Origin of the sequence: Marinobacter halodurans (assembly GCF_004327985.1) — a bacterium.
GTDB classification, from domain to species: domain Bacteria; phylum Pseudomonadota; class Gammaproteobacteria; order Pseudomonadales; family Oleiphilaceae; genus Marinobacter_A; species Marinobacter_A halodurans.
In genome coordinates this window covers 99,063-122,747 of sequence record NZ_SJDL01000003.1, presented here as the reverse complement: position 1 = coordinate 122,747, position 23,685 = coordinate 99,063, and the positions used below count along the sequence as shown (strand labels likewise).

The window sequence follows — 23,685 nt, the reverse complement described above, 5'->3', positions numbered from 1 at the left end:
GACTGCCCGAGTAGGATACTCCGCCTGCCATCGGCTCCTGCTTCACATCATGAAGCAGTCGATCCATGATCCATTATAGTGTCTGGAACGGGGCCTGCCGGTCGCATTGACAAGCTTTTACAAACCGGCGCCATCTCTGGCTCGGTCGATCGTTACGAACAGGACTCAACATGGGAAAGCTTAGCCAGATCTATCTATTTCTGCTACTGATCTTTGGCCTGTCCGGCTGCAACGCGTTCAACTACTACCGGCAGGCCGCCAGCGGGCAGATGTCCCTACTCTGGCAGCGCGAACCCATCGAGGACGTCCTGGACGCCCCGGCAACGACCCCGGAGCTGCGCCATAAACTGATGCTGGCCCAGCGGGCCCGCGACTTTGCCCGGGACGAACTGGCCCTGCCCGTAGGGGACACCTTCTCCGATTACGTCGCGCTGGATCAACCCTACGTCGTGTACAACCTCATGGTGGCACCGGAATTCTCACTGGACCCACACACCTGGTGCTATCCGATCGTCGGCTGCCAGTCCTACCGGGGTTATTTCCACCTGGAGGACGCCCGCGCCGCACAGAAGCGATTCATCCGGCAAGGCGACGACACGTTCATTGGCGGTGTGACCGCCTACTCCACCCTGGGCTGGTTCGACGATCCCATCCACTCGGGCTTTACCCGCCTGCCGGACGACCGGATGGTGGAACTGATCTTCCACGAACTGGCCCACAAGCAGGTCTACGTCGCCGGCGATACCCGCTTCAACGAGAGCTTCGCCACGGCCGTGCAGTTGGAGGGGTTGAAGCGCTGGCTCAGGGCGACCGGGCAGCCGGACAAGTATCAGCAGGCCCAGGCGCGGCTGGAGCGGCGGGCCCAGACGCTGGCGCTGATCGAGAAGACGGCCGACCAGCTGAAAGCCCTGTATGCCCGGCACGAGATGGCGGAAGGGGCCATGCGGGCCCGCAAGGCCGCCCTGCTGGGTGACCTCAAAGCGGCGTACCGTCAGCTCGAGGCGGGTTGGCCGGAACCGGGTCCGCTGGGCGGGGTGATCGCGCACGTCAACAATGCGGTCCTGGGTCTGTTCCGGCAATACAACAGCGACGTGCCGGCCTTCCGCCAGTTGCTGGCGGACAGCCACGGGGACTTTCATGCGTTCTATCGGCGGGTGCAGGCCCTGGCGGATGCGTCCGGGGCGTCCCGCCGGGACCAGCTCGACGCCCTCGACCAGCGCTGGCAGCCGGCGGTGGCCGAATCAGGGGGCCATCAGACCGGGCACTAAAGTCGTTTGACGAACACCTTGGAATTACGCTGGGTGTTATAGCTGGCCAGTTTGGGGCCCGGCAGCGACTGGACGCTGGAGGGTTCGAAGCCGCGCTCGCGGAACCAGTGCTCGGTCTGGGTGGTGAGCACGAACAGGCGCTCCAGACCCCGGCTGCGTGCGTTGCGCTCGACCACCGCGAGGATGTCGTCACCCCGACCGGCCCGCCGGTAGGAGGGATCGACGGCAAAGCAGGACAGCTCGCCCGCCTTCTCCGCCGGGTACTCGTAGAGCGCCGCGCAACCCACGATGGTGCCGTCCCGTTCCACCACCGTGTAGCGGTCGACCTCCGTTTCCAGCAGCTCGCGGGACCGGCGGACCAGGATGCCCTGTTCTTCCAGCGGCTGGATCAGCTCCAGGATGCCGCCGATGTCTTCCACCCGGGCCCCGCGGATCTGCTCGTAGTTGTCGTCGCTGACCAGGGTGCCGGAACCGTCCCGGGTGAACAGTTCCTGCAATACCGCGCCGTCGCGGGTGTAGCTGATGATCTGGCTGCGCCGCACGCCGCGCACGCAGGCCTCGCAGGCGGCTCGCAACAGGTCGGCGGCGTGGCCTTCCAGGTCGCCGTCCGCCAGCCGTTCCCGGGCCTGGCGCACGGTCAGTTCGCGGATCAGCTGGCCGGACTCGTCGAGTACGCCGTCTTCGCCAGTGAAGATGATCAGCTTCTCGGCCTTGAGTGCCGAGGCCACCTGGCTGGCGACGTCCTCGTAGGACAGGTTGAACACATCCCCGGTCGGCGAGTAGCCGAGCGGCGGCAGCAGCACGATATGACCCAGCCGCAGCAGGGTCTCGATGCCTTCCACGTCGACCCGCCGTACCCGGCCGGTATAGCCGAAATCCACGCCGTTGAGCACCCCCACCGGCCGCGCCGTGACCAGGTTGCCACTGCTGACGCGGATGCGGGCGCCGTGCATGGGCGAGTTGATCAGCCCCATGGACAGACGGCTTTCCAGGTGGGCACGCAGGGCGCCGACCGCTTCCATCACCAGCGGCAGCTGGTCCTCCAGTGTCACCCGCAGGCCGTCGTGGAAACGGGAGTCCAGGCCCGCCTGGTCGAACCGCTGCTGGATCTGTGGACGTGCGCCGAAGGTCACCACCAGCTTGATCCCCAGACTGCTCAGCAGGGTGATGTCGTGGATGATGTTGATCAGGTTCTCATGGGCGAGCGCTTCCCCGCCCAGGGTCAGGACAACGGTTCGCCCCCGGTGGGCATTGATGTAAGGGGATGAATGGCGAAATCCGTGCAGCCAGTCATTCGATTTCAAACGCGTTGTCTCCCAATGTCATGTACGGTCTATTCAGTGTCATCCAGGCAGAAATGCCGGACCAGACGACTGAGGATGTCCACCGCCGGCTTTACCTGGGACAGGTCCAGGTATTCGTCCGGCTGGTGCGCCTGGTCGATGTGGCCCGGCCCCATCACCAGGGTTTCCATGCCCAGCTTCTGCAGCCAGGGCGCCTCGGTGGCAAACGCCACCGCCTCGGCGGTGTGGCCGGTTAGTCGCTCACAGGTTTTCACCAGTTCGGCATCCGCGGCCGTCTCAAACGGCGGCACACCGTCGAACAGCGGCTCGAAACGCAGGCCCAGTTCGCGACTGCGGGCTTCCGGCTCGACCTTGTCCAGAATGGCCTGACGCAGGGCCGCCATATCCATTCCCGGCAGGGGCCGCAGGTCGAAATGCAACTCACAGTTGGCGCAGATCCGGTTCGGGTTATCGCCACCGTGGATGCAGCCCAGGTTCAGGGTGGGGATTTCCACCTTGAAGTTGGGGTTGTGATAGCGCGCCTGCCAGTCGCTGCGCAGGGCCAGCAACTGGCCGATGGCGGCGTGCATGCCTTCCATCGCGTTGCGGCCCAGCGCGGGGTCCGACGAGTGCCCGGACTGCCCTTCGAACACCAGCCGCTCCATCATGATGCCCTTGTGCATGCGCACCGGCTTCAGTCCGGTAGGCTCGCCGATCACCGCATAGCGGCCTTTGGGTCGTCCGGCTTCGGCCAGCGCCCGGGCGCCGTTCATGGAACTTTCCTCGTCGGCAGTGGCCAGCACAATCAGGGGTTGGCGCAAGGGCTGGTCGGCCATCCCCCGGACGGCGTCGATCACCAACGCGAAGAACCCCTTCATATCGCAGGTTCCCAGGCCGTACCAGCGGTTATCCCGCTCGGTGAGGGTGAACGGGTCGCTTTGCCAGCGCTGGTCGTCGAACGGCACGGTATCGGTGTGGCCCGAAAGCACCAGCCCGCCCGGTCCGCTGCCCAGCGTGGCGATCAGGTTGAACTTGCCGGGCATACCCGGCACCGGCATGATCTCGACCGCAAAGCCCAGCGGCTCCAGCCATTCCGCCAGGGTGTTCACCACGGCCTCGTTGCTGTGGTCCCATTCCGGCGAGGCACTGCTGATCGACGGGATCGAAATCAGGCGTTCGAGCATCCCCTGGATGCCCGGCACATTCGATTCACTGCTGGCTCTGGTCGCTGTCATAGGGTGTATTCCCGGCATCATCGGTGGTCGTCGGCGCCACCGCGTGGAGCGGTGACGCGCCCTCGGTCTCGGGCGCCGGCTCGATACCGGCATCGCCCGTACGACGCCATACTTCAAACAGTGTAATGGCTGACCGGGCCAGTGGATAGGCGACCTCGCCGCCATCCACCAGGCGCGTGACCTCAAGCTGGCTATCCGTCACGCCGGAAAGGCGGCCATCCACCACCCGGCCGCTTTTCAGCGTCACCCGGACCCGACGGTCCGGCCAGCGGGCCGCCTGTTCGGGGTCGGCCGGCCGGAAGGCTGCGCTGTCGGTCCCGTCACCATCCTCCGGGGCAGTTGCCCCGTTGGCCACAACCGGCTGGACCGGCGCCGGCGGCAGGTAGCGAACGAACAGGTCCGGCACCCGAGCGCCATTGTAGAACACGTCAAAACCGCCAATGTTGGGGTCGACCGGCCCCTTGCCCGCCGGCCGGTCACGTTCGGGCAGGCCCAGTAGTGGCTCGCCGGCGGTCAATGTCGCTTTCAGCTCGCCCCCGTCACGCAGCCAGACCTTGTAGAGCGCCCTGAGCTGGTCGCTGGGCTGGTAACCGGTCGCCTGCAATTGCTCGCTGAACGTCCGGGTCGCCTGTTCAGCCCACTCTTCCGGACCGATATCCGCCGCCCGGGCGCAGTAAGCGGCCAGGCGGCGCATGAAGCCCCCGTCACGCAGTTCCACGGCCACCGGGCCACTGTAATCCTGCAGGCTGCCGCCCTCGTCCAGCGTGCGATCCAGGCGCAGGCCCGGCAGCCGGATGTCGGCACTGCCCAGCTTACCGGCCTGGATATCGACATTGAGGCCACCGGCGTCATCCAGCATGTTGTCCTGCTCCACCTTCAGGTCGCCGGCCACCTGCCCGATGCCGAGGGACATCAGGCTCGCCAGGCCCAGCGATCCATGGCCGCACGGGATGTTGATCAGGCCGGCGCTAATGGCGGCATTACGCGGCCCCACCCAGTCCCGCAGCAGTGGCGACGCCAGCTGCAGGCGCAGGTTCTCGGCCCGCAGCGTCCAGTGCCCCGGCAGGGGACCACCGCTCAGGGCATCCAGCAGCTCCGGGACGGCATCCGCCGAGAAGGTCACACGAGTGGCGCGCACCGGCTGGGTCAACAGGAAAGGCTGGAATTCGAGGTCGTAGACCGACACATGGCCCGACAAACTGGAACCGATCCGTCCCCAGGTGAGGACGCCCTGCTCTTCCAACGCATCGTGGGCCCGCTCCAGCAGGCTGTGCACCTGGTACCAGGCAGCCCCCTTGAATCCGACATAAGCCAGTAGGAGAAGACAAACGAGGGACAACAACAGCTTTTTCATGCCGACTACTCTTTCCTGGGAGCCTTTGATCCATGCCCGGCCCGTCTCCGCACAGGTCGGGTGCCGGAGTCGGTTCTGCATATACCAGAGGCGCCATCATCCTATTCACACCAGAGACACAAGACACCAGACTGTCCCAGGTCCTATACTTTGGCAAGGGAATCGCTCAAAAAACCCGGATCGATGTGACAGGGAATGCCGTGGCTTTTCGGTACACCGGTTTTGCCGTCATCAACGCGACACAGGACGGACTCTGTCCATGAGGCACAATAACGAACGCGCCTACATCCGGCATCCCGCCGACATTCCCCTGGAAGTCTCCCCGGCCAGCCATTCCGTCTGCGCCGGTGCCGTCCGTAACCTCAGCCGTGGCGGCTTGTCCTTCTCGTCCCCCGTGCCCTACTCGCGGGATCAGGAGGTGGACCTGATCATCCGCTGCTGCCCCAATCCGCTCCATGTGCGAGGCCAGGTGGTCTGGTGCGAACCCAAAGACGGCGACTTCGAAATCGGTATCGCCTTCTACAGTCCGGGCGACGCCTACCAGGTGCGGATGGTCGAGCAGATCTGCCAGATTGAGCAGTACCGACGGGATATGCGGGTCCGGGAGGGGCGCGACCTGACCATCGAGCAGGCCGCGCGGGAATGGATCGACCGTTACGCCCACCAGTTTGCCCAGGGCGATTGGTCCGACGAGTAGGCCGAACCGGTCAGTTGCGGGAGATCAGCGTCCCCACGCCCTCATCGGTAAAAATTTCCAGCAACGTGGCGTGGGCGACCCGGCCATCGATGATGTGCGAGGTAGCCACACCATTCTCCACGGCGCTCAGCGCACAGCGGATCTTGGGCAACATGCCGCCGTGAATGGTGCCGTCCTCGATCAGGTCGTTGACCTGCTTGGCCTTCAGGCCGGTCAGGACCTTACCCTCCTTGCTTTTCAGGCCGGACACGTTGGTCAGCAAGATCAGCTTCTCGGCGTCCAGCGCTTCGGCCACCTTGCCGGCCACCAGGTCGGCGTTGATGTTGTAGGACGTGCCGTCGCGGCCGACACCGATGGGCGCAATCACCGGAATCACATTGCTGCGGGTCAGCAGGTTGATGACTTCCGTATTGACGGACTCCACCTCGCCCACGTGGCCGATGTCGATGATCTCGGTGCGGGTCACTTCCGGCGAGCGGTCGACCACTTCCAGCTTGCGCGCCCGGATCAGGTTCGCGTCCTTACCGGTCAGGCCGATGGCGGTGCCACCGTGCTGGTTGATCAGCGAGACGATTTGCTTGTTGACCTGGCCGCCCAGGACCATTTCCACCACGTCCATGGTCTCACTGTCCGTCACGCGCATGCCGTTGACGAACCGGGCGTTGATGTTGAGCCGCTCCAGCAGGTCGCCGATCTGCGGGCCGCCACCGTGGACCACGATCGGATTGATGCCGACGGTCTTCATCAGCACCATGTCCCGGGCGAAGCTGCTTTTCAGGTCATCGTTCTCCATGGCATTGCCGCCGTACTTGACCACCACGGTCTTGCCGGTAAAACGCTGGATGTAGGGCAGGCCCTTGCTCAGTACCGAGGCCACCTGCATTGCGGTATCACGATCCAATGCCATGGAAATCAACCTTCTTGCGCTGCGGGGAATGCGCCGGCGCTTATCGGCCGGCGTCACAGGGTTTGTAGGGCACTATTGTAAACCCCGGCTGCGGCGACGCAATGGGTCCGCAGCCGGGCAGCCGATCAGAACTCGGGGACGACGTCCGGCGCGACCTTCAGCAACTGCTCGCGGAACACCGTCTTGATGCGTTCCAGCGCCTCGCCGGTTTCCGCCTCGAAGCGCAGCACCAGTACCGGCGTGGTGTTGGACGCCCGGCACAGGCCCCAGCCGTCCGGATAGTCCACCCGCACGCCGTCGATGTTGGACACGCTGCCGTCGCCGAATTCGCCCTCGGCACTGAGCTTGTCGACAATGCCGAACTTGTTCTCGTCAGTGACGGTGACGTTCAGCTCCGGGGTGCTGATGTCCTCGGGGAATTCGGCAAAGACGTCGTCGCTGTCCCGGTCTTCCACCCCCAGGATCTCCAACAGGCGGGCGGCGGCGTACAGGCCGTCGTCGAAGCCCATCCAGCGCTCCTTGAAGAAGATGTGGCCAGACATTTCCCCGGCCAGCAGGGCACCGGTTTCCTTCATTTTGGCCTTCATCAGGGAGTGGCCGGTTTTCCACATGATCGGGCGGCCGCCCGCCTCGTTGATCACCGACGCCAGCCGGCGCGTGCATTTCACGTCATAGAGGATATCCGAACCGGGATTGCGCGAGACCACGTCCCGGGCAAACAGCATCAGCAGGCGATCCGGCCAGATGACCTTGCCGGTGTTGGTGACCACACCCAGGCGGTCACCGTCGCCGTCGAAGGCCAGGCCGATATCGGCCCTCTCGGACTTCACTTTCTCGATCAGGCTCGTCAGGTTCTCGGGCTTGCCCGGATCCGGATGGTGGTTGGGGAAGTTGCCGTCCACCTCGCAGAACAGCGGTATCACCTCACAACCCAGTTCCTCCACCAGGATCGGCGCCAGCTCGCCGGCGATGCCATTGCCGGCATCCAGCACCACCCGCAGCGGTGCCGCCACGGCGATGTCGCCGACGATGCGATCCAGGTAGGGCCGGCGCACGTCCTGTTCGGAATACTGCCCCTGACCCTGGACCAGGTCGCCGGTCTGGATACGGGTATACAGCTTCTCGATGTCGTCACCGGACAGGGTGTCCTGGGCCAGCATCATCTTCAGGCCGTTGTAGTTGGCCGGATTGTGGCTGCCGGTCACCATGACGCCGGAACCGGTGCCCAGTTCGTGGGTGGCGAAATACAGCACCGGGGTCGGCACGGCGCCGATGTTGATGACGTTACAGCCGGTACTCATGATGCCGCGGGCCAGCGCATCCGCCAGTTCCGGGCTGGAATGGCGGCCGTCGTAGCCGATGCAGATGTCGGTCACCTGGCGGCTCTGGGCCTCGCTGCCGATGGCGCGGCCGATTTCGTGCACCACCTGGCCGTCGAGGGTTTCACCGACAATGCCGCGGATGTCGTAGGCGCGGAAGATGGACGGGGAAATCTCGACGGAAACCGCCGGCGCCTCCTCCACCGAGAAGGGATCCTCACCCTTGCCGCCGCCGAGGCCCAGCACATCCTCGTCGCTGTCCAACATATCGATATCGAGCATGTCGTTGTCCTCGAACAGCGGTTCTTCACTGCTCTTGGCCTTGGCTTTGGCCTTGCTCTGCCCGGTCGCCGGCGCGGCCTTGCGGGTCGCCTGCCGGGCCGTTTCATCGGCCTTGGCGATGCGCTTGTCCACCGCCTGCGCCAGGCGGCCCAGGACTTCACCGATCGTGGCCACCAGATCCCACGTGTAGGGCGGCGCCTTGATCCGTTCGCCGGCGAATGCCTTGTGGGCCCACTGGATCAGCCTGGCCGCATCGCGGCGCAGATCGGATCGGGCCCGCCCCAGCAGCACCCAGACCAGGATCATGGCGATCACCGACGGTACCACCACAACAATCAGGGCCAGGAGCGGATCCACCAGGGGGGGCAGATCGCGCTGGGGTTTGAATTCGACCGACCAGTTGGGCGACGACAGGGTCCGGCTGATCGCCTGACCGCCGCCGCTGCCACTGGCCACCACCGTCTTGCTGCTGCCGGATACGCTCTGCACCAACTCCAGACGGCCGCCCAGTTCAGCATCGTTCACGGCCAGGGCCGGCGTCATCACGGACGGGTCGAACACCACCAGCAAGGTGCCCTTGACCGCATGGCTGCCGGGATCGGTGATTGGCGCGGCAAACTGGATGTACCACTGGCCGTCCCGCGGGAACGCATCGGGATGGACCTCACGACCGGACTCGGCCTGCTTGGCCAGGTCCAGGTTGACGAAACTCAGCTCGAAGCCCTGACCGGGCCGGCGGTTGATCCCGCCATAGGGGAACAGGAACGACGCCCGGGTCCCGGGCAGCATCTGCTTCAGGTCACCGACGACCTGCGGCATCGCGGCAGGATCGCTCAGTGCCTGGCGCACATGGCTCTGACGGGCATACCCGGTAACAACCTGTTCCAGTATCGCCAGGCGCTGATCGATGCGCTCCCTGGCCATGTCGGCCACGTGTTCGGCGCGCAGGGATTGACGCTCCGAATGGGCCGGTATCAGGACCAGGTAATAAAGCAGCGCCGCTGCAGCGATCCCCGCCAGCAGCACGACCGCGGCCTGCTGGCCGGCAACGCTGGCCAGACCTTTCAGCTTGGGGCCGTTACCTGCCTTGGAGTTGCTGGCCTTCTTGCTTTTTTCCCTGGGCTGCGCTGCCTCGTTCTCGGCTTCTGGGGTCTTCTTCTTGCCAAGCTTCATAGTTATCCCATTGTTCTTCTTGAATCCTGATGTAGCCAGTATAGATCGCCGTCGCGACCAGCGAACTCAGGCGGTCCCGGTCGAGCCGAATCCACCGTCCCCGCGAAGGCTCTCGTCAAAATCGGCGACGATCTCGAAATCCCCCTGCACCACCGGCACCAGCACCAGTTGGGCGACCCGCTCGCCGGGCTCGATCGTGAATGTGGTCTGCCCGCGGTTCCAGCAGGACACCATCAGCTCGCCCTGGTAGTCGGAATCGATCAGGCCCACCAGGTTCCCCAGCACGATGCCGTGCTTGTGCCCCAACCCGGATCGGGGCAGGATCATCGCGGCCAGCGACGGGTCGCCGATGTGCAGCGCCAGGCCGGTCTTCAGCAGGCTGGTGTCGCCGGGTTCCAGCGTCAGCGGCTCGTCCAGGCACGCCCGCAGGTCCAGGCCGGCAGAGCCTTCGGTAGCGTAGGTGGGCATCGGGATGTCGCGGCCGATGCGTTCGTCGAGGATGCGGACCTGGAAGGTCTGTCGGGTCATTCAGTACACCTTAATCTGTCGTTCGTTAAACGTTGGCGTCCAAAGGGAACGCCTGTTGTGCGATCAGCGTAAGCAGGTCGCGGGCCAGGGCCGGCTTGCTGGCCGGCTCGAACGTCCGGCTGCCAGTCTGCCAGAACACGGTGACGGCATTGTGATCGCTGTTGAAACCCAGGCCCGGACGCGAGACGTCGTTGGCAACGATCATATCAAGCTGCTTGCGGGCCATCTTGTCCCGGGCATAGTGCTCGACGTCCCGGGTTTCGGCGGCGAAGCCGACGGTAAAGGGTTTGTCAGCGCGGGCGGCGATGGTGGCCAACGTGTCCGGGTTGCGCACCAGCGCCAGGCTCATGCTGCCACGGGACTTCTTGATCTTGTCGCCGGCACAGGTCTCGGGTCGGTAATCGGCCACCGCGGCGGTGGCAATGAACAGGTCACAGCCGGCCTCGACGGCGGCCTCAGCGGCCTGCAGCATCTCTTCGGCGGTGTTCACCGACTCACGGCGCACCCCCGGCGGGCAATCCAGCGTGACCGGCCCGCTGACCAGTACCACGTCAGCACCGGCGTCACGGGCTGCGCCGGCCAGGGCGTAGCCCATCTTGCCGGAGCTGTGGTTGGTGATATAACGCACCGGATCGATCGGCTCCCGGGTGGGGCCGGCGGTGATCACCACACGCTTGCCGGCCAGGGGCTTCGGGCCATCCAGCCGGTCCAGCAGGCGACCGGCCAGGGCATCCGGCTCCAGCATCCGCCCCGGTCCCACGTCGCCGCAGGCCTGGTCGCCGGCATCCGGCCCCCAAAGTTCCACCTGCGGATCGTCCGCCAGCAGACGGGCGTTGCGCTGGGTCCGGCCATTGCCCCACATGGCCTGGTTCATGGCGGGGGCCAGGATGATCGGCGCCGTCGTGGCACAGCACACCGTCGTCAGCAGATCGTCCGCCATGCCCTGGGCCAGACGGGCCATGAAGTCGGCGGAGGCGGGCGCCACCATCACCACATCGGCCCACCTGGCCAGCTCGATATGGCCCATGCCAGCTTCCGCCTCGGGATCCAGCAACGACGTCCGTACCGGCTCACCACTGAGGGCCTGGAAGGTCAGCGGCGCCATGAAGGCTTCGGCGCCGTGCGTCATCACCACCTGCACCGCATGTCCGGCCTTTTTCAGCAACCGCACCAGTTCGGCGCTCTTGTACGCGGCAATACCGCCCGTAACGCCCAGCAGAATGTTTTTCTGCGCCATGCCCTCTCCCATCTCTTTCCGGTTCACACAACGGGGCCACCGTGAACGCCATAAGATAGCACCACAGCCACCCTCCCGACAGTCCGGCAGCCGTGGTAAGCTGCCCGGCGGAAACGGATTCGCCATCTGTGTCTATCAATAAAGGAAGCCACGCCGCCTGCGGATCGACCACCTGACAATCGGGCGGGACGGGCGCGAACCAAGGGCGAACTAACCCGGAGGGAATCGGGATGACCACAACCACCGCCTGGCCGACGGACGAACGGCCACGGGAGCGCCTGCTCAAACACGGCGCAGACAGCCTCAGCGACGCCGAACTGCTGGCCATTTTCCTGCGCACCGGCACGGCCGGCCAGCCGGTGATGGACCTGTCACGCGCGTTGCTGGCCGAATTCGGCAGCCTGCGGGAACTGATGACGGCCTCGGCCAACCGTTTCTGCCAGATCCATGGCCTGGGCACGGCCAAGTACGCGCAGGTCCAGGCGGCCATGGAGATGGCCCGGCGGGTCCTGGACGCGCCCCTGCACCAGGGCGATCCGCTGCGTTCACCGGACGATACCCGCCGGTACCTCAGCAGCCGGCTGGGCCATTACCCCCACGAAGTCTTTGCCGGCCTGTTCCTCGACAACCGCCACCGCATCATCCGTTACGAAGAGTTGTTCCGGGGGACCATCGACGGTGCCGCCGTCTACCCCCGGGAAGTGATCCGCCAGGCGCTGGACCATAATGCAGCGGCGGTGATTTTCGCCCATAATCACCCCTCCGGCGTGGCCGAGCCCAGCCAGGCGGACATCAGCCTGACCCGCCGGTTGTCCGAAGCCCTGCAACTGGTCGACATCCGGGTGCTGGATCACATGGTGGTCGGGCATGGTGAGGTGGTGTCGCTGGCCGAACGCGGCCTCATGTGAGGTCGCCCAAATACCGCCGTTCGAGCCTGTTTGACGGGGCCTTATGAGTGATGCCCGAAAAAACTGGCCAAATTCCCAACAATTTTTTGCGTTGGGCTGGTCGTTCTGGTATAAAAGCGTCCCTTTCTGGCGGCGTCTGGCGAGCACCCAGAGGCGCGAAATAACGAATTCTGTATTTCAGGACTTAAGAGCTCAGGTCGGAGGCAAACATGTCCAGAGTCTGTCAGGTTACCGGTAAGCGACCGGTCACCGGTAATAACGTTTCTCACGCGATGAACCACACCAAGCGTCGTTTTCTGCCGAATCTGCAGAACCATCGCTTCTGGGTAGAATCCGAAAAGCGCTTTGTTAAGCTGCGCGTGTCTACCAAGGGTATGCGTATCATCGACAAAAAAGGCATTGACGCTGTGCTGGCCGACCTCCGTGCCCGCGGCGAGAAGGTATAAGGAGCCGCATCATGCGCGAAAAGATCAAGCTGGTATCATCTGCAGGTACGGGTCACTTCTACACGACCCACAAGAACAAGCGCAACACGCCTGAGAAAATCGAGATCAAGAAGTACGATCCGGTTGTTCGCAAGCACGTTGCCTACAAGGAAGCCAAGATCAAGTAATTCTGATCCGCTTCCAGGAAAAGCCGACGCTCACCAGGTGACCGTCGGCTTTTTTGTGCCCGTATGAATCAGGGCGCGTCCGATGAACGCCTCAGAACTTCGCAACGTAACCGGACGGCAGGGCAATGTCCATGGCGATGGGCAGGTGGTCCGAGACCGGGTGGTTGATCACTTCGGCGCGGCGGATTTCCAGCGACGGACTCACCAGGATATGGTCCAGCGCCCGCTCGGGCCGCCAGCTGGGAAAACTGTGGGCGGTCTCCGGTAGCGGCACCAGGTCCGTTTCCGACAGTGGCGTGTTACCCAGCAGTTGTTCGGCGTGATTGTTCATATCCCCCATCAGCACCACATGCTGGTATTCGCTGATCAGGTCGCGGATGAAACCCAATTGCCGGTTCTGGGCCTGGGCGCTGAGGGACAGGTGCATCATCACCAGCACCAGCGGGTCCCCGGGATCGCCGTAGCGGGCCACGATGGCCCCCCGTCCGGGAATCAGTCCCGGCAGCTTGTGTTCGGTCACATCCAGCGGGCGAAAGCGGCTGAGCAGCCCATTGCTGTGCTGGGCCAGCCGCCCCAGGTTGCGGTTGAGCTGCTGGTACCAGTAGGGAATGCCGCTGGCCTCGGCCAGGTACTGCACCTGGTTGATAAACCCGCTGCGCAGACTGCCGCCGTCACACTCCTGCAGTGCCACCACGTCGTAGTTGCGCAGGAGTTGGGAAATCTTGTCCAGATTCTCGATACGCCGGCGGTGGGGCAGGATGTGCTGCCAGCTGCGGGTGAAATAATGGTGGTAGGAGGAGGTGCTGATGCCGACCTGGATGTTGTAGGTCAGCAGGCGAATGTGCCGGTGCGGCTCGAAATCAGGCACGTGATCGGTGCCGGAACAGGCACCCACAGTGGTACCCCGTACCGGCGTATTACCGAGCAACTCGTTGAACTGTTTGCGGATTCGCTCGTACATGCCCTGCTGACCTTCGAGCCGCCTGCGACAAGGCGTTACTGCGCGTTACGCTCCTTGTCGACCAGGTAATCGATCACCTTGATCATGTTCTCATGATTGCCGGCCATCGATGCACTGACTTTGTATTTCCCATTCACAATGATAGTCGGAACACCGGTGATCCGTGCACCCCGGACATAGGCTTCCGCCTGCTGCATCTTGGCATTCACGCCGAAGCTGTTGAACGTCTTCATGAAGTCATCCCTGTCCACACCGTGGTCGGCCAGGAAATCGGCGATTTTCTCGCCGCTGGTGAGACGCTTGTGATCCCGTGCCAGGGCGTCAAACAGCAGATCGTGGGTCTTGTCGAACACCCCCATGGCCTTGGTGGTGAAGAAAGCGCGGGCGTGGACATCCCAGAGTTGACCCAGGGCTGCCGGCACCAGCACGAAATCGACGTCGTCCGCCTTCTTCGAGGCCCAGTCTTCAATCAGGGGTTTGAACGCGTAACAGTGGGGGCAGCCATACCAGAAAACTTCGGTGACTTCGATATGGTCGGGATTTTGGGTGGGCAGCGGCGAGCTCAGCCGCTCGTAATCCTGACCTTCCTGCCACTGTGCCGCCTGGGCGGTCGCCGCCAGCGGCAGGAGAAGCAGTGCGCAAAGCCAGCCTTTCCAGAATGTCGACATTATTCACTCCTGTAGTTGTCGTCGCAGGGGCTTGAGACCACAGACCCGCGGAAAAGTTCGTCCGGTACCGCAGGCACGGACCGATGAAGTCGAGGGCATTATTACGGCTGAGCCGGGGTCACGCAACGTCGGCGCCGGAAATGAAAAACCCCCGCCGTGGCGAGGGTCCCGGTAGCGGTGGTCAACCGATGCCTGTCAGTGCAGGCCGGAGACGTAACTGGCCACGGCTTCCATTTCCTCCTCGGTGAGGCCCGAGGCGACATCCATCATGATCTGGCTCATGGAACCAGTGCTGCGATCGCCGGCACGGTAGGCCTTGAGCTGCTTGACGACGTAATCCGGATGCTGGCCGCTCAGGCGGGGAAAACCGCCCGGCTCGTTGCCCAGCCCCTGCGGGTTGTGACACCCGGCGCAGGCGGGCACGCCACTGGCGAGGTTCCCCCCCCGATAGAGCTGCTCACCCTTCTTTACCAGATCCGGGTTGGCCTTGCCGATCGGCGTCTGCTGCTGGTCGAAGTAGGTCGCCAGGTCCAGCAGGTCCTGGTCCGAAAAATTGGCAAGCAGCCCCGTCATCTCCGGGATCTGGCGCTCACCCGCCTTGATGTGCTGTAACTGCTTGTACAGGTAGGTTTCACCCAGTCCCGCCAGCTTGGGATAGACCGGCTGCACGGGCTGTGCGCCGTTCTGGCCGTGGCATCCGGCACAGACTGCCGCATTGGACTGGCCGGCCTTGGGGTCACCGGCGCCATGCGCCGCAGTCGCCAGGGCCATGCCGAGGCCCAGAACGATGCCTGTGATCCGTTTCTTCATGCTCGCCCCGCTCTCTCAATCAGGAAGTCCTGTGGCGCTTCTGCAAGCGCCCTGCGAGCCCCTGTGGCCAGAACGCCCCAAAAGGCTCCTTAGCTTCTTGTAATAGCAGCACTTCCGGCAGAGTGCCAGCCTCCGCCGTTCCCGCTGAACTGGTGTGATACTATACATTAGTTGCTGGAACCGCACCGTTCAATTCAATAGTGATGCTAACGAACCTGAACCACCGAAAGCGGTCCACCCGTCCATGAACCAATGACCGGAACCTTTCTGATCGTGTCTGACTCCGTTTCTCCCGACGCCCCCGAGCTCAAGCCCATTGCCTATAACAGCGCCCGCTTCCTGACCAGCGCCTCCCGGGTGTCGGAATGTCCGCCGGACGATGGCAGCGAGGTCGCCTTCGCCGGGCGATCCAACGCCGGCAAATCCAGCGCCATCAATGCCATCACGGTCAACAGCAAACTGGCACGCACCAGTAAGACCCCGGGGCGCACCCGGCTGATCAACTTCTTCTCGCTCAACCGTCCGGGCTGCCGGCTGGTGGACCTGCCGGGCTATGGCTACGCCAAGGTGGCGAAAGAGATGCAGGAGGACTGGCAGAAGCACCTGGACGACTACCTGTCCCGCCGCGAGAGCCTGCGTGGCCTGGTGCTGGTGATGGACATCCGCCACCCGCTGCAGGATTTTGACCGCATGATGATCGAGTGGTGCGAGCAGAGCCAGTTGCCGCTGATGATCCTGGCCACCAAGGCGGACAAGCTGAAGTCGGGACAGGCCAAACAGGCGATGTTGAAGATTCGCAAAGCGCTGGAAGGCGTGGACTGCCTGGAACACCTGATTCAGTTCTCGGCCCTGAAGAAACAGGGGCTGGACCAGGCGCGGAACGCGTTGACGGACTGGCTGGAAGCGCAGGAACAACCTCTGACGGTGGCCCCGTGAGCCGACAAAAAAAGCTCCCGGCTTGCAGGAGCCGGGAGAACGTCAGGGTTTTGCTTTCAGCTAAAACCTGAGCTTGGCGCTCAGGAAGACGCAACCAGTAATCCGTTCTGGTCCACGTCCGATAACTGAGACCGGATGTTCTCCCGTTAGTTCCTTGCGATCTGCACCTATCTCATCCGTGAAAACCCGGACAACACGCTGTCCTCGTCACCGGTACCGATGAGTTCCGGCCGATAGCGCTCCCGGATCGACATCACCTCTTCGCGGTAGGCGTCCCGCAGGTAGGGCATCTCCAGGGTCAGCACCTGGAATATTCCCTGCTTGAGCTGGTCCTTGGTGATGCTGTCGGTACTGTCGCCGGCATGGGCCGTTTTCAGGAAAGCCATCCAGTTGGTAATCACCAGCCAGACGTTGAGCGACATGGCGTCTTTCAGCTCGTCGGCCTGGGCCTCGAACAACCCACCGTCGGTCAAGCCGGAGAAGATCTGCTTGATCGAGGCCAGGCAGCGGCCGGTGAACTGGCGGTAGTCCTCCCGCAGGCGCGCGTCGTTACCGAGCAGGAACTCCAGGTCCCGGTGCAGGAAACGGTAGCTCCAGAGCCCGTCGAACACCGACTCCAGGTAGAACATCATGTCGTCCAGCCCCAGGGGCCGGTCCTGCGGGATTTCCAGGTAGTAATCCACCAGTTTTTCGTACTCCTGGAAGATCTCGTAAATGATGTCCGACTTGTTGCGGAAGTGGTAATAGAGATTGCCCGGCGATATGCCCAGGTGTGCTGCGATGTGATTGGTGGTGGTGTTGCGTTCACCCCGCTCGTTGAACAGGTCCAGGCTGGTTAACAGAATCTTGTCGCGTGTTTTCATGAAGCAGGCTAATTGTTGTGTATGGAACGCACTGGTTTTTCGGCACTCATGCTATGCCGCAAGCGCTGGATAACACATTGGCCCAAGCGGCCAGATGAGATCCTTGACTCCCTAGAGTATATACTCTAATAATAGCCTCAAACACAAATCGAACAATATTTGAACACCCGATCAGCCTCAACGCATGCCTTGTGCCGCACCGCGTTCAGGCCGCCTGTTCCGGCCTTGACCGGACTGTCATCGGGCCACTGAGGCGAGGAGAGTCACCATGACCGCAAGCGTCGTTCACCTGACCGAAAGCAAGAAGCAGATCCAGCAGACCGCCCGGATTTTCGAGGAACAGCGCCAGGCCTTCCGCCGGAACCCAGCGCCCTCGCTCACGGAGCGCAAGGAGAACCTGAAGCGGCTTAAGCGCCTGCTGTTGGCCAACGAGGATCGGTTGATCGCGGCCATCGACGAGGATTTCAGCTGCCGCTCCGCCGACGAAACCCGGATCGCGGAACTCATGCCCGCCGTCCAGGGCATCAACTTCGCGCTCAAGCACCTGAGCGACTGGATGAAGCCATCCAAACGCCATGTCTCGATGCTGTTCCAGCCGGCCAGCAACAAGGTGGTCTACCAGCCGGTCGGCGTGGTGGGCATCGTGGTGCCCTGGAACTATCCGATGCTGCTGTCGATCGGTCCCATGACCTCCGCGCTGGCCGCCGGCAACCGGGTGATGGTGAAGATGTCGGAGTACACGCCCCACTTCTCGGCCCTGCTCAAGCAACTTATTGAGGACAAGTTCCCCCTGGACCTGGTCAGCGTCATCACCGGCGAGGCGGACGTGGCTGCCGATTTCACGGCCCGGCCATTCGATCACCTGCTGTTTACCGGTTCCACCGCCGTGGGCCGCCACGTCATGCGCGCGGCCGCCGAGAACCTGACACCGGTGACACTGGAACTGGGCGGCAAGTCCCCGGCCATCATCTCCAACGATGTCCCGATGCGCGATGCCATCGAGCGGCTGACCTTCGGCAAGGCCGTCAACGCCGGTCAGACCTGCGTGGCCCCCGACTATGTGCTGTGTCCCGCGGATCGTCTGCAGACCTTCGTTGACGAATTCCGCACCCGGTTTGCCGACATGTACCCGACCCTGCGGGACAACAACGATTACACCGCCATCATCAACGAACGCCAGTACGAACGCCTGGTGCGCTACCTCGACGACGCCCGCAGCAAGGGGGCAAAAGTCATCGAGGTGAACCCGGCGGCGGAAAACCTGGGCGACGGCACCCGCAAGCTGGCCATGCACCTGGTGCTGAATCCCACCGAGGACATGCTGGTGATGCAGGAGGAGATCTTCGGGCCGATCCTGCCGGTGGTCACCTATGGCAGCATCGACCAGGCGCTGGATTTCATCAACGAACGGCCCCGGCCCCTGGCCCTCTACTATTTCGGCTACGACAGGGACGCCCAGGACCATGTCATCGCCAACACCCACGCCGGCGGCATGTGCATCAACGATACCCTGATGCATGTGGCCCAGGACGACCTGCCCTTCGGCGGCATCGGCGAGTCCGGCATGGGGCACTATCACGGCAAGGAAGGCTTCCTCACCTTCTCCCACGCCAAATCCGTCTACGGCCGGCAGAAAATCAACAGCGGCCGTTTTGTCTATCCGCCCTACAATACCCCGTTCCACAAGATGGTGTACCGGATGTTTATCCGCTGAGGGACGTCGACACCCTTCCGGGCCCGGACCGCGGCGCCCGGACATCCTTCCCTGACGCGCTTCCGACGCGCGCAGCTAGCCCGGATTTGAACAAGCCTGTAGAGTCGGGCTACTATCGCGCAGCATTACCGTCAGCGAGGGCATGCCATGAACACTGTTGTCTACCCCGGGACCTTTGACCCGGTCACCAACGGCCACGTCGACCTGATCGCCCGGGCCTCGCGGCTGTTCGACACCGTCATCGTTGCGGTGGCCGCCAGCACCAAGAAAAACCCCCTGCTGTCCCTGGATGAACGGATCCGCCTGATCGAGGCGTCCACCAGCGACATGCCCAATATCCGTGTGGTCGGCTTCAGCAAGCTGCTCGCCGATTTCGTGCAGGAACAGGGCGCCAACATCCTGATCCGTGGCCTGCGTGCCGTGTCCGATTTCGAATTCGAATTCCAGTTGGCCGACATGAACCGCCGGCTGGCGCCGGACGTGGAAAGCATCTTCCTGACGCCGGCCAACCACCTGTCCTATATCTCCTCCAGCCTGATCCGCGAGATTGCCTCGTTGGGCGGCGATGTGACCGAGTTCGTACCGCCGGTTGTGGCGGAGGCCCTGCAAAAGAAATTCGCCACGTCGTAATGGCCGCGCGGCTGTCCGGGGCAGCCGCCATCGACACTCACAGTTATCGCCAAATTCCGGTAAAATAACGTCATCATTCAAGGTGAGGTGACGGCCGTATGCGGTTGTCACGACGCCCCATCCTTATCTGCCGCATTTTCGAGGGAAACCCATGGCCCTGATGATTACGGACGAATGCATCAACTGCGACGTCTGTGAGCCGGAATGCCCGAACGAGGCGATCTCACCCGGCGACGAGATCTATATCATCGATCCCAACAAGTGCACCGAGTGCGTTGGCCACTATGATGAGCCACAATGCCAGCAGGTGTGCCCGGTGGACTGCATTCCACTGGATCCCGAGCACAAGGAATCCGAAGATCAACTGATGGAAAAATACCATCGCCTGACAGGAGCCTGACCATGACACTGGCACGGACGCCACGGATAAGCATTCTCTTCACGGTATTGCTGCTCTTGGGCGGCTGTGCCGCGACCAACCCACAGCAGCCGGGCAGCCTGGCGGTCGCCAGCGCTCACCCCCTGGCCACACAGGCCGGGCTGCGCGCCCTTGAAGCAGGCGGTAACGCCTTTGACGCGGCCATTGCCACCGCCGCCGTCCTTTCCGTGGTCGAGCCCTACAGCGCCGGTCTGGGCGGCGGCGGATTCTGGCTCCTGCAGCAACCCGACCAGCAAACCACCCTGGTCGACGCCCGCGAGAAGGCCCCCGCCGCCAGCACCCGTGATATGTACCTGGACGCCAACGGCGAGGTCCACCCCGACAAGCTGTCGATCAACGGCCCGCTGGCCGCCGGCATCCCCGGCCAGCCCGGTGCCTTCGCCTACATCAACGAGCACTACGCCGAGCGCCCCCTGCGGGCCAACCTGCAGGACGCCATCCGCATCGCCCGCCAGGGTTTCCATGTGGATCAGCGCTACCACGAACTGGCCGAGTGGCGGCGCGAGGTCATGCAGCGTTATCCCGCCACCCGGCAGACCTTCCTGGTCGATGGCAAGGTGCCTCCCGTAGGCGCCCTGATCCGCCAGCCGGCCCTGGCCGATACGCTGGAAGCTCTCGCCGATCGCGGCTGGGACGGTTTCTACGACGGGCCGGTCGCGCAGCAACTGGTCTCCGACGTGCAGGCCGCCGGCGGTATCTGGCAGCTCCAGGACCTGAAGGACTACACCATCGTCGAGCGCCAGCCGGTGGTCATCCACTATGACGACGCCACCCTCTGGACCACGCCGCCGCCCTCCTCCGGCGGCATCGCCCTGGCCCAGATGTTCGGTATGATGCAGCAACGCCCGTTCGACGAGGTGTTTCCCGACACGCCGGCGGACGATCCGGTCGCCCGCACCCATTACCTGGTGGAAGTCATGCGTCGGGCCTACCGCGACCGGGCGATCTACCTGGGCGATCCGGACTACACCGACATCCCGGTCAAACACCTGCTGGATCCCGCCTACCTGGGCAAGCGCATGGCCAACCTGAAGCCCGGGCAGGCCACCCCCAGCCAGTCCCTGGAAGGCGACCTGGACAGCGGCACCCACACCACCCACCTGTCGGTGATGGACGCCGACGGGCGCAAGGTCAGCGCCACCCTGAGCATCAACCTGCCGTTCGGCTCGGCGTTCCTGTCGTCGGGCACCGGCGTGCTGCTCAACGACGAGATGGACGACTTTGCGATCAAACCCGGCGTCCCCAACGCCTACGGTCTGGTGGGCGGCGAGGCCAACAGCATCGCGCCCGGCAAGCGCCCGCTCTCGAGCATGACCCCCACCATCATGACCAGCGATGACCGCACGGCGATTATCGGCACACCCGGTGGCAGCCGGATCATTACCATGGTCTATCTCGGGTTACTGGATGTGCTGGATGGGAAGTCGGCCGAAGCCACGGTGTCGGATCCGCGCTTCCACCACCAGTACCTGCCGGACGTGATCCAGCACGAACCGGACACCTTTACGCCGGAACAGAAGACCGCACTGGAAGCCATGGGGTATGAGCTGCGGGACGTGGGCCGGCATTACGGCAATATGCAGCTGATCCTGCGGGATCGGGAGAGCGGGGAAACCACCGCCGCGGCCGACCCGCGCGGGATCGGCCAGGCGGTGGTGAAGCCGGTCAGATAAGCGGCGGCAGCGGGTAGGACTGGCCGTTGATGTCGAGCATCATCTTGTCCAGCCTGGCGTTGATGCGATAGACGTCGCCATCCCGCTTGAGGATACCCTGCTGCACCAGTCCCTGCAGGTTGCGGGACAGGTCGGGATCCTCCTCCAGCAGAGCCACCGGCACGGACAGCTCCAGCTCACCGGTCAGTTGCTGCACGATCAGGGGCATGTCCGCCTGCTTGGCCTTGGGCACCTCCGGATGGGATAGCGACCAGTGCCCCTGGATGTCGCCATCGGCGGACTTCAGGTCGATGGTGGGCATCCCGATCGTCAGGCCGGCGGCCGCGACCGCCTTGGCGGCGCTGCTGAACCGCTGCATCAGCATCATCTGCTTCTGGAACAGGGCCTGCTGCGACAGGGTCGGGTCCGGCTGGGCCTGCATCATCTGGATTTCGGTGGCCACGGACTGGAAGTTCAGCCAGGCGTCCACATCCAGGTTATCCAGGTTGAACTCAATCCGGTGCGGTCCGTAGCTCGCATCGCCCACCTTGACCGCATCGAGGGTCAGCGCCGAGTGGGAGGACACGCGGGTGTCGTCCTTTTCCGGCTGGGTATTGCCGGTCAGTTGCAGGTTCTCCAGGCTGACGTCCGCCTGGTCCCCTTCCACGTAACCGACCTTCTCCACCGTCAGCGCCGCATCGCCGGACCACAGGCTACCCGCCACCCGGTCGCCTTCCTGGCTGAGCTGCAGGTTGTCGAAGCTGGCGCGGATGGCATCGCTGCGTACGACCATGCCCGGCCAGTTCAGGTTAAGCTCCACGTGATCGCCGGCGTCGGTCACCTTGGCCCAGCCGTAGGCTTCGGCCGAGTTGAGGGTCTCGCCGGTATCGTCATCAACCAGGTCGATCGCCGGAACGCTGAAATCCGCCTCCAGCGTGCCCCACAGCCAAGTGGTGAGGGTGACCTTGGGCAGCTCCTTGGGGAACAGGGTCTTGAGCATCGGCTCGCTGTCCGCTACCGGCTTGAGCTCGACGGAACTGCTCAGCACGCCGTGGGACACGTCACCGGTATAGGGAATACGATGGGATTCCCCGGTCTCCGGATCCATCACCTCGATCTCACCGTGGATATCCGCACCGAAGAAGTGCCGGTCGTAACGGTCGGTCACCATATGCACCAGGGGCTGGTCATGGTTCACGCGGCTCACCGCCTCGCCCCACTGCTGCTGGGTCAGCACGCCCACGCCGTAAGGGGCGGCCACGATAACAACCAGCACCAGTACGCCAGCTAAAATCCATTTTTTCATGTACTGCTGTCTCCTGATTCATGAATCGTCTGCCTGGCCCCGTCGATGGCCCGGCACAGGTTCGCCAGGCCGTCCACCAGTCGCAGCGTGGGCCGCGACAGGGTATCCGGGGGTAACAGGACGAGCTGATCGTACTCTACCGCAGGGAGCGCGCCAAGCGCACGCCAGCGCTGGAACAGATCGGCCCCGGTATCGTCACCGGCCGCCAGGATGAGCTGGGGACGGCGTTCCAGCACGGCCTCTTCGCTGACCGTCGCGGTCTTGCCCGGCAGATCCGCAAAGATGTTGCGCCCGCCACAGCGGCGGATGGCGTCGGTTACATACTGGTCCCCGGCCAGCGTCATCAGCGGACTGTCCCACACCTGGTAGAACACCCGCACCGGGGACCGGTCGCGATAGGTCTGCGTCAGGCGCGCCAGTTCGCGACGATAGTTCGAGGCCTTGTCCCGGGCGATGTCGTCGCGGCCGGCCAGGCGGCCGAGGCGCTCGAGATCGTCAGGGACAGCGGCCAGGGAGTCAGGCTCCAGGGCGAACACCGGCAGGCCGAAATCGCGCAGGCGGTTGATGACGTCCGGCCCGCTACCACTCTGCCAGGCGACCACCAGATCCGGCTGCAGCGACAGGATGCGCTCCAGGTCAAAACGGTCGTGACTGCCGATACGGGGGAGGTCGCGCGCGGCGGGCGGGTAATCGCTGTATTCGCTGACGCCGACGATGCGCTCGCCCAGGCCCAGCGAAAACAGCAGTTCCGTGGTGTGCGGTGCCAGGCTGACGATGCGCTGGGGAGGCGCCTCGAGGGTGACGGTTGCGCCGCCATCGTCGGTTGCCGACAGGGCCAGGCAGACGCTCGCCCAGCCCCACAGCAACAGCCCCCATAGCACCGGGGGGATCCGGGCCGGCAT

Annotated in this window: 23 protein-coding genes; 10 read left to right on the top strand and 13 right to left on the bottom strand. The window is 63.8% G+C overall.

Going from position 1 to position 23,685, the window contains the following annotated elements:
• The first annotated feature begins 170 nt into the window (after nucleotides 1-170).
• Entirely contained in the window at nucleotides 171-1,268 is a 1,098-nt protein-coding gene (locus EZI54_RS02950; protein ID WP_131478870.1) for an aminopeptidase, read from the top strand.
• Here EZI54_RS02950 and argA read toward each other — a convergent pair.
• The 3 genes from argA to EZI54_RS02935 are packed head-to-tail and all read right to left on the bottom strand — an operon-like array spanning nucleotide 1,265 to nucleotide 5,140.
• Nucleotides 1,265-2,572: an amino-acid N-acetyltransferase gene (gene argA / locus EZI54_RS02945; RefSeq protein WP_131478868.1), complete on the bottom strand. Its 1,308-nt coding sequence runs from the start codon at nucleotides 2,570-2,572 to the stop codon at nucleotides 1,265-1,267. The two genes, EZI54_RS02950 and argA, sit on opposite strands and share 4 nt — an antisense overlap.
• A gap of 29 nt (nucleotides 2,573-2,601) precedes the next feature.
• Nucleotides 2,602-3,786: an acetylornithine deacetylase gene (argE, locus tag EZI54_RS02940; protein ID WP_131478866.1), complete on the bottom strand. Its 1,185-nt coding sequence runs from the start codon at nucleotides 3,784-3,786 to the stop codon at nucleotides 2,602-2,604.
• Nucleotides 3,761-5,140, bottom strand: a complete 1,380-nt coding sequence (locus EZI54_RS02935; protein WP_131478864.1) for an acetylornithine deacetylase — start codon at nucleotides 5,138-5,140, stop codon at nucleotides 3,761-3,763. The genes argE and EZI54_RS02935 overlap by 26 nt, the downstream gene beginning before the upstream one ends.
• Nucleotides 5,141-5,399: 259 nt before the next feature.
• Here EZI54_RS02935 and EZI54_RS24340 point away from each other — a divergent pair, with 259 nt between their 5' ends.
• Complete coding sequence (locus tag EZI54_RS24340; RefSeq protein WP_165495658.1) at nucleotides 5,400-5,837, top strand: PilZ domain-containing protein; 438 nt, start codon at nucleotides 5,400-5,402, stop codon at nucleotides 5,835-5,837.
• Nucleotides 5,838-5,847: 10 nt separating this feature from the next.
• Here EZI54_RS24340 and argB read toward each other — a convergent pair whose 3' ends face one another.
• The 4 genes from argB to coaBC all read right to left on the bottom strand — a co-directional run bounded on the left by argB (nucleotide 5,848) and on the right by coaBC (nucleotide 11,283).
• A complete protein-coding gene (gene argB / locus EZI54_RS02925; protein ID WP_131478860.1) occupies nucleotides 5,848-6,744 on the bottom strand; it encodes an acetylglutamate kinase in 897 nt (298 codons plus the stop codon).
• A 125-nt stretch (nucleotides 6,745-6,869) separates the two neighbouring features.
• Nucleotides 6,870-9,518 carry a phosphomannomutase/phosphoglucomutase gene (locus EZI54_RS25265; RefSeq protein ID WP_131478858.1) on the bottom strand — a complete coding sequence of 883 codons (2,649 nt, stop codon included), beginning with the start codon at nucleotides 9,516-9,518 and terminating at the stop codon, nucleotides 6,870-6,872.
• A gap of 66 nt (nucleotides 9,519-9,584) precedes the next feature.
• On the bottom strand, nucleotides 9,585-10,046 hold the full coding sequence (dut, locus tag EZI54_RS02915) for a dUTP diphosphatase (protein ID WP_131478856.1): 462 nt from the start codon (nucleotides 10,044-10,046) through the stop codon (nucleotides 9,585-9,587).
• Between the two features lie 25 nt (nucleotides 10,047-10,071).
• Nucleotides 10,072-11,283, bottom strand: a complete 1,212-nt coding sequence (gene coaBC, locus EZI54_RS02910; RefSeq protein WP_131478854.1) for a bifunctional phosphopantothenoylcysteine decarboxylase/phosphopantothenate--cysteine ligase CoaBC — start codon at nucleotides 11,281-11,283, stop codon at nucleotides 10,072-10,074.
• Between the two features lie 230 nt (nucleotides 11,284-11,513).
• Between coaBC and radC the strand changes: the two genes are divergently transcribed.
• The 3 genes from radC to rpmG all read left to right on the top strand — a co-directional run bounded on the left by radC (nucleotide 11,514) and on the right by rpmG (nucleotide 12,804).
• A complete protein-coding gene (gene radC / locus EZI54_RS02905; RefSeq protein ID WP_131478852.1) occupies nucleotides 11,514-12,191 on the top strand; it encodes a RadC family protein in 678 nt (225 codons plus the stop codon).
• Nucleotides 12,192-12,400: 209 nt separating this feature from the next.
• Nucleotides 12,401-12,637 carry a 50S ribosomal protein L28 gene (gene rpmB, locus EZI54_RS02900; protein ID WP_092020087.1) on the top strand — a complete coding sequence of 79 codons (237 nt, stop codon included), beginning with the start codon at nucleotides 12,401-12,403 and terminating at the stop codon, nucleotides 12,635-12,637.
• Nucleotides 12,638-12,648: 11 nt separating this feature from the next.
• A complete protein-coding gene (gene rpmG, locus EZI54_RS02895; RefSeq protein ID WP_123635181.1) occupies nucleotides 12,649-12,804 on the top strand; it encodes a 50S ribosomal protein L33 in 156 nt (51 codons plus the stop codon).
• 91 nt (nucleotides 12,805-12,895) lie between these two features.
• Here the strand turns inward: rpmG and EZI54_RS02890 are convergent, their stop codons facing one another.
• The 3 genes from EZI54_RS02890 to EZI54_RS02880 form a co-directional block, all read right to left on the bottom strand.
• Nucleotides 12,896-13,765 (bottom strand): endonuclease/exonuclease/phosphatase family protein, encoded by an 870-nt coding sequence (locus EZI54_RS02890; protein WP_131478850.1) that lies wholly within the window; start codon nucleotides 13,763-13,765, stop codon nucleotides 12,896-12,898.
• 35 nt (nucleotides 13,766-13,800) lie between these two features.
• Nucleotides 13,801-14,433, bottom strand: a complete 633-nt coding sequence (locus EZI54_RS02885) for a thiol:disulfide interchange protein DsbA/DsbL (RefSeq protein WP_131478848.1) — start codon at nucleotides 14,431-14,433, stop codon at nucleotides 13,801-13,803.
• Nucleotides 14,434-14,628: 195 nt separating this feature from the next.
• Nucleotides 14,629-15,243: a c-type cytochrome gene (locus EZI54_RS02880; protein ID WP_131478846.1), complete on the bottom strand. Its 615-nt coding sequence runs from the start codon at nucleotides 15,241-15,243 to the stop codon at nucleotides 14,629-14,631.
• 273 nt (nucleotides 15,244-15,516) lie between these two features.
• Here EZI54_RS02880 and yihA point away from each other — a divergent pair, with 273 nt between their 5' ends.
• Entirely contained in the window at nucleotides 15,517-16,179 is a 663-nt protein-coding gene (gene yihA, locus EZI54_RS02875) for a ribosome biogenesis GTP-binding protein YihA/YsxC (protein WP_242674326.1), read from the top strand.
• 167 nt (nucleotides 16,180-16,346) lie between these two features.
• Here yihA and EZI54_RS02870 read toward each other — a convergent pair whose 3' ends face one another.
• Nucleotides 16,347-17,042 (bottom strand): TetR/AcrR family transcriptional regulator, encoded by a 696-nt coding sequence (locus tag EZI54_RS02870; RefSeq protein ID WP_131478842.1) that lies wholly within the window; start codon nucleotides 17,040-17,042, stop codon nucleotides 16,347-16,349.
• 268 nt (nucleotides 17,043-17,310) lie between these two features.
• Between EZI54_RS02870 and EZI54_RS02865 the strand changes: the two genes are divergently transcribed.
• The 4 genes from EZI54_RS02865 to ggt all read left to right on the top strand — a co-directional run bounded on the left by EZI54_RS02865 (nucleotide 17,311) and on the right by ggt (nucleotide 21,498).
• Nucleotides 17,311-18,756 (top strand): coniferyl aldehyde dehydrogenase, encoded by a 1,446-nt coding sequence (locus EZI54_RS02865; RefSeq protein ID WP_131478840.1) that lies wholly within the window; start codon nucleotides 17,311-17,313, stop codon nucleotides 18,754-18,756.
• A 147-nt stretch (nucleotides 18,757-18,903) separates the two neighbouring features.
• Complete coding sequence (coaD, locus tag EZI54_RS02860) at nucleotides 18,904-19,386, top strand: pantetheine-phosphate adenylyltransferase (RefSeq protein WP_131478838.1); 483 nt, start codon at nucleotides 18,904-18,906, stop codon at nucleotides 19,384-19,386.
• A 151-nt stretch (nucleotides 19,387-19,537) separates the two neighbouring features.
• Entirely contained in the window at nucleotides 19,538-19,786 is a 249-nt protein-coding gene (locus EZI54_RS02855; RefSeq protein ID WP_131478836.1) for a YfhL family 4Fe-4S dicluster ferredoxin, read from the top strand.
• A 2-nt stretch (nucleotides 19,787-19,788) separates the two neighbouring features.
• A complete protein-coding gene (ggt, locus tag EZI54_RS02850; RefSeq protein WP_131478834.1) occupies nucleotides 19,789-21,498 on the top strand; it encodes a gamma-glutamyltransferase in 1,710 nt (569 codons plus the stop codon).
• Here ggt and EZI54_RS02845 read toward each other — a convergent pair.
• Nucleotides 21,491-22,783 carry a DUF945 family protein gene (locus tag EZI54_RS02845; protein WP_131478832.1) on the bottom strand — a complete coding sequence of 431 codons (1,293 nt, stop codon included), beginning with the start codon at nucleotides 22,781-22,783 and terminating at the stop codon, nucleotides 21,491-21,493. The genes ggt and EZI54_RS02845 overlap by 8 nt on opposite strands.
• Nucleotides 22,780-23,685 (bottom strand): cobalamin-binding protein, encoded by a 906-nt coding sequence (locus tag EZI54_RS02840; RefSeq protein WP_165495657.1) that lies wholly within the window; start codon nucleotides 23,683-23,685, stop codon nucleotides 22,780-22,782. Before EZI54_RS02840 ends, EZI54_RS02845 begins: the two co-directional genes overlap by 4 nt.

Bases quoted from the DNA above. Each gene is read 5' to 3' on its own strand.
- dut (WP_131478856.1), bottom strand. From the start codon at position 10,046: ATGACCCGACAGACCTTCCAGGTCCGCATCCTCGACGAACGCATCGGC.
- rpmB (WP_092020087.1), top strand. From the start codon at position 12,401: ATGTCCAGAGTCTGTCAGGTTACCGGTAAGCGACCGGTCACCGGTAAT.
- EZI54_RS02855 (WP_131478836.1), top strand. From the start codon at position 19,538: ATGGCCCTGATGATTACGGACGAATGCATCAACTGCGACGTCTGTGAG.
- EZI54_RS02890 (WP_131478850.1), bottom strand. From the start codon at position 13,765: ATGTACGAGCGAATCCGCAAACAGTTCAACGAGTTGCTCGGTAATACG.
- EZI54_RS02935 (WP_131478864.1), bottom strand. From the start codon at position 5,140: ATGAAAAAGCTGTTGTTGTCCCTCGTTTGTCTTCTCCTACTGGCTTAT.
- argE (WP_131478866.1), bottom strand. From the start codon at position 3,786: ATGACAGCGACCAGAGCCAGCAGTGAATCGAATGTGCCGGGCATCCAG.
- EZI54_RS02865 (WP_131478840.1), top strand. From the start codon at position 17,311: ATGACCGCAAGCGTCGTTCACCTGACCGAAAGCAAGAAGCAGATCCAG.
- coaBC (WP_131478854.1), bottom strand. From the start codon at position 11,283: ATGGCGCAGAAAAACATTCTGCTGGGCGTTACGGGCGGTATTGCCGCG.
- EZI54_RS02950 (WP_131478870.1), top strand. From the start codon at position 171: ATGGGAAAGCTTAGCCAGATCTATCTATTTCTGCTACTGATCTTTGGC.
- ggt (WP_131478834.1), top strand. From the start codon at position 19,789: ATGACACTGGCACGGACGCCACGGATAAGCATTCTCTTCACGGTATTG.
- argB (WP_131478860.1), bottom strand. From the start codon at position 6,744: ATGGCATTGGATCGTGATACCGCAATGCAGGTGGCCTCGGTACTGAGC.
- EZI54_RS02880 (WP_131478846.1), bottom strand. From the start codon at position 15,243: ATGAAGAAACGGATCACAGGCATCGTTCTGGGCCTCGGCATGGCCCTG.
- EZI54_RS02870 (WP_131478842.1), bottom strand. From the start codon at position 17,042: ATGAAAACACGCGACAAGATTCTGTTAACCAGCCTGGACCTGTTCAAC.
- EZI54_RS25265 (WP_131478858.1), bottom strand. From the start codon at position 9,518: ATGAAGCTTGGCAAGAAGAAGACCCCAGAAGCCGAGAACGAGGCAGCG.
- coaD (WP_131478838.1), top strand. From the start codon at position 18,904: ATGAACACTGTTGTCTACCCCGGGACCTTTGACCCGGTCACCAACGGC.
- EZI54_RS02845 (WP_131478832.1), bottom strand. From the start codon at position 22,783: ATGAAAAAATGGATTTTAGCTGGCGTACTGGTGCTGGTTGTTATCGTG.
- radC (WP_131478852.1), top strand. From the start codon at position 11,514: ATGACCACAACCACCGCCTGGCCGACGGACGAACGGCCACGGGAGCGC.
- EZI54_RS02840 (WP_165495657.1), bottom strand. From the start codon at position 23,685: ATGCCGGCCCGGATCCCCCCGGTGCTATGGGGGCTGTTGCTGTGGGGC.
- EZI54_RS24340 (WP_165495658.1), top strand. From the start codon at position 5,400: ATGAGGCACAATAACGAACGCGCCTACATCCGGCATCCCGCCGACATT.
- rpmG (WP_123635181.1), top strand. From the start codon at position 12,649: ATGCGCGAAAAGATCAAGCTGGTATCATCTGCAGGTACGGGTCACTTC.
- EZI54_RS02885 (WP_131478848.1), bottom strand. From the start codon at position 14,433: ATGTCGACATTCTGGAAAGGCTGGCTTTGCGCACTGCTTCTCCTGCCG.